Below are 4,323 nucleotides of genomic sequence, written 5' to 3' on the forward strand. Positions count from 1 at the left end.
CCGCCGGCCTCGACGTGCGCGCCGTCGACGGCGGGTCGGCGCCCTCCGAGGCGGGTTCCGTCGAGCCGGCCGTGAACGAGGAGACGGCGGGCGTGCTCGGCGACCTCGCCGCGCGGCTCGACGCGCTGCCGCAACTGCTCGGTCCCGAGGGCGGCGACCTCGGCTCGAACTCGTGGGTCGTCTCGGGCGCCCTGACCGACACGGGCATGCCACTGCTCGCCAACGACCCGCATCTCGGGCCCGCGATGCCCTCGATCTGGGTCCAGATGGGGCTCCACTGCGCCGAGCTCTCGCCGCTGTGCACGTTCGACGTCGCCGGGTTCGGGTTCTCCGGCCTCCCCGGCATCATCATCGGCCACAACGAGCGCATCGCGTGGGGCTTCACCAATCTCGCTCCCGACGTGGCCGACCTCTACCTCGAGCGCGTGACCGAGGACTCCTACGAACTCGACGGCGAGCTCGTCCCGCTCACCACGCGCGAGGAGGTCATCGAGGTCGCCGGCGGCGAACCCGTGACGGTGACCGTGCGGTCGACCGCGAGGGGGCCGATCGTCACGGACATCGGCTCGGACTTCGCGGCGGTCGCCGAGGGGAACGCGTCGACCGCGGACGGCGCCGAGGAGCCCGTCGAGGGCGCCGCCGAGCCGAAGCTCGAGGTGTCGCTCCAGTGGACCGCGCTGCAGCCCGGCCGCACGCCCCAGGCGGTCTTCGCGATGAACCGCGCCGAGGACTGGGACGAGTTCCGGGCCGCGGCCGAACGCTTCGAGGTGCCGTCCCAGAACGTCGTCTACGCCGACGTCGACGGCAACATCGGCTACCAGGCTCCCGGCCGGGTCCCCGTGCGCTCCGCGGGCGACGGCACCGTCCCGCTGCCGGGCTGGACCAGCGAGAACGGCTGGACCGGGACGGTCCCCTACGACGAGCTCCCGTCGGTGCTGAACCCGGAGCGCGGATACATCGTGACCGCGAACAACGCCGTCGAGGAGGACGGCCCCATGCTCACGCGGGACTGGGACCTCGGCTACCGCGCCGAGGGGATCGAGCGCCGCCTGGGCGAGCTCATCGCCGCGGGTGAGCCGATCACCGCGGAGGACATGAGCGAGATCCAGTTCGACACGCGCGACGCCAACGCCGAGGCGTTCCTGCCGGTGATCGCCGAGCTCGAACTCGACGGCGACGCCGCACGCGGCGCGCGGCTCCTCGCGGACTGGGATGCGTCGGCCGATGTGGACAGCGCCCAGGCGGCGTACTTCGCGGTCTTCTGGCGGAACCTGCTCGACGGCATGTTCGGGGGGCTCCCCGAGTCGACGCGACCGGTCGGCGGCGACCGGTGGTTCTCGGTCCTCGGCACCCTCCTGGGGCAGCCGGAGGACGCGTGGTGGTCCGACCGGGCGTCGGGCGCCACCGGACGCGACGCGGTGCTCGCCGCCGCCCTGGACGCCGCGTGGGCCGAGGCATCCGACCTCATGGGCGACGACCCCGGTGCATGGAGGTGGGGCAGCCTGCACACCCTGAGCCTGACGAACCAGACCTTCGGCGAGTCGGGCATCGGACCGGTCGAGTGGCTGTTCAACCGCGGCCCGTACGAGGCGGGCGGCGGATCGGCGATCGTGAACGCCAACGGCTGGGACGCGACGCTCGGGTACGAGGTGAACTGGGTGCCGTCGATGCGCATGGTCGTCGACCTCGACGACTTCGACGACTCGACCTGGGTGAACCTGACCGGTGCGTCTGGGCACGCCTTCCACCCGCACTACGACGACCAGGCGGAGCTCTGGCAGGCGGGCGAGACGCGCGAGTGGCCGTTCTCGACCCGCGCGGTGCGGAGGGCTGCGACCGACGCGCTCGTCCTGCAGCCCGGACGCTGACGCGACGGCGCGCGCACCGCACCGCGCGCCGCGGCTCAGCGCAGCACCGAGCTCAGCAGCAGGCTCGTCTCGCTGTTGACCACGCCGTCGATCGACCGGATGCGTCCGAGCACGCGGTCGAATTCGCCGAGGGTCTCCGTTCGGAGCTCGGCGACGAGGTCCCACCCTCCGTTGGTCGTGTGCAGCGCGATGATCTCGGGGAACCCGCGGAGGCGGCGGATGACGTCGTCGGTCGTGCGCCCCTCGACCTCGATGAACGAGATCGCGTGGATCGACAGCGGGTCGGACTCGTCGCGCACGCGCACCGAGAACCCCACGATGATGCCGGATGCCACGAGCCGGTCGATGCGCCCCGTGACGGTCGCCCGGGCGACGCCGAGCCGGCGCGAGAGCTCGGCCACGGGCGTCCGTCCGTCCTCTCGGAGGAGCGCCAGGAGGCGGCGGTCGAGATCGTCGAGCGGTTCCATGCACACATCGTACAGCGGGATGTCGCAGACTGATCTCTCAGCAGACAATCCGTGTGCAGGACGGTCGTTGCCGTTGCATATCGTCGGATCGTACCCTCGAATCACCGGACTGAAGGGAACGATATGACGAGCTTCGTCGACGTACGCAACATGATCGGCTGGGTCGCGGGAACCGGCCCCGAGCGCATCATCGCGGGGATCATGGAGTACCTCGAGCAGGACTTCGCGCGCTGGGAGAGCTTCGACAAGACGCCCCGCGTGGCCAGCCACACGCCGTTCGGCGTCATCGAGCTCATGCCGACGAGCGATCACGAGTCCTACGCCTTCAAGTACGTCAACGGGCACCCCTCCAACCCCGCACGCGGCTACCAGACCGTCACCGCCTTCGGCGTGCTCGCCGACGTGCACAACGGCTACCCCACTTTCCTCGCGGAGATGACCGTCCTCACCGCGCTCCGCACGGCCGCCACGTCCGCGTTCGCGGCAAAGCTGCTGGCACGCCCCGACTCCCGGGTCATGGCGATGATCGGCACCGGGAGCCAGGCCGAGTTCCAGGCGCTCGCGTTCCGCCATGCCTTCGGCATCACGACGCTGCGCGTGTTCGACGTCGACCCCGACGCGATCGCGAAGTTCGTCCGCAACATGCTCCCGCTGGGCTTCGAGATCGAGGTCGCCGGCAGCGCGGCGGAGGCGCTCGAGGGCGCCGACATCGTGACCACGTGCACGGCCGACAAGGCGCGGGCGACGGTCGTCGCCGACGAGTGGGTCCGTCCGGGCATGCACCTGAACGCGATCGGCGGGGACTGCCCCGGCAAGACCGAGCTCGACCCCGCGATCCTCGACCGCGCCGACGTCTTCGTCGAGTACACGCCGCAGACGCGCATCGAGGGCGAGATCCAGGCCAAGCCCGCCGACTTCCCCGTCACCGAGCTGTGGGAGGTCCTCGCGGGCCGGAAGCCCGGCCGCGCGAACGCGGAGGCGATCACGGTCTTCGACTCGGTGGGCTTCGCGATCGAGGACTTCTCGGCCCTGCGCTACGCGCGCGACCAGGTGGCCGGGACGTCGTTCGAGCAGCGGATCGACCTCGTCGCGGATCCCGACGACCCGAAGGACCTCTTCGGCCTGGTCGGCGCCTTCTCGCCGGTGGGCTGAGCGGATGTCGGTCCAGTCCCCGTCCGCGGTCGTCATGGTCCGGCCGCACCACTTCTCGCCCAACCCGCACACCGTCGCCGACAACGGCTTCCAGCCGAACGCCGACGGACTCGACCCCGACCGGCTCGCGGCATCGGCCTACGACGAGGTCACGCGCGCGGCCGCCGCGCTCGAGGCCGCGGGCGTGACCGTGCACCTCTTCGAGGACGAGACGACCCACCGGCCCGACAGCGTCTTCCCCAACAACTGGATCTCCACGCACTCGGGCGGGCACATCGCGCTGTTCCCGATGTTCACGCCGAACCGCCGGACCGAGCGGCGCGGCGACATCGTCGAGCTGCTGAAGACCACGTACCGGGTGCAGGACGTCATCGACTACTCGGGACTCGAGTACGACGACGTCTTCCTCGAGGGCACGGGGGCGATGGTGCTCGACCACGAGTCGCGCATCGCGTACGCCGCACGTTCGAACCGGGCCGACCCGATCGCACTCGAGCGGTTCTGCACGAACTTCGGCTACGAGCCGATGGTCTTCGATGCGGTCGACGGTCGAGGCGTCGCGGTCTACCACACCAACGTGATCCTGAGCATCGCGACCGACTTCGCGCTCGTCGCCGCCGACATGTTCGTCTCCCCCGCACGCCGCGACGAGGTGCTCGGCAGGCTGGGCGCTCGCGGCCGACGCGACGTCATCGCCCTCGACAACGCGCAGGTCGACGCCTTCGCGGGCAACGCGCTCGAGCTGTGGACCGCGCAGGGCCGCGTCCTCGCGCTCTCGCGCACGGCCTTCGACGCGCTGACCGCCGACCAGCGCGCGCGCATCGAGCGCTCCGCGC

The 4,323-nt window shown here is 71.1% G+C and carries 4 protein-coding genes; 3 read left to right on the plus strand and 1 reads right to left on the minus strand.

What is annotated here, in order from left to right; all coding sequences use genetic code 11:
- The coding region (locus tag ESO86_RS12235; protein ID WP_165307751.1) for a penicillin acylase family protein at nt 1-1,868 on the plus strand (1,868 nt) is incomplete at its 5' end.
- A 35-nt stretch (nt 1,869-1,903) separates the two neighbouring features.
- On the opposite strand, the gene ESO86_RS12240 is transcribed toward ESO86_RS12235, so the two are convergent.
- A complete protein-coding gene (locus ESO86_RS12240) occupies nt 1,904-2,335 on the minus strand; it encodes an Lrp/AsnC family transcriptional regulator (RefSeq protein ID WP_129235281.1) in 432 nt (143 codons plus the stop codon).
- A gap of 123 nt (nt 2,336-2,458) precedes the next feature.
- Between ESO86_RS12240 and ESO86_RS12245 the strand changes: the two genes are divergently transcribed.
- Together ESO86_RS12245 and ctlX are read left to right on the plus strand one after the other, a co-directional pair.
- On the plus strand, nt 2,459-3,487 hold the full coding sequence (locus ESO86_RS12245) for an ornithine cyclodeaminase (protein ID WP_129235282.1): 1,029 nt from the start codon (nt 2,459-2,461) through the stop codon (nt 3,485-3,487).
- A 4-nt stretch (nt 3,488-3,491) separates the two neighbouring features.
- On the plus strand, nt 3,492-4,323 hold an 832-nt coding region (gene ctlX, locus ESO86_RS12250), incomplete at its 3' end, for a citrulline utilization hydrolase CtlX (RefSeq protein WP_129235283.1).

The sequence above is a fragment of the Agromyces binzhouensis genome (assembly GCF_004135055.1).
GTDB classification, from domain to species: domain Bacteria; phylum Actinomycetota; class Actinomycetes; order Actinomycetales; family Microbacteriaceae; genus Agromyces; species Agromyces binzhouensis.

Excerpts from the sequence above, each read along its gene's own strand:
- ESO86_RS12240 (WP_129235281.1), bottom strand. The coding sequence starts at position 2,335 with ATGGAACCGCTCGACGATCTCGACCGCCGCCTCCTGGCGCTCCTCCGA.
- ESO86_RS12245 (WP_129235282.1), top strand. The coding sequence starts at position 2,459 with ATGACGAGCTTCGTCGACGTACGCAACATGATCGGCTGGGTCGCGGGA.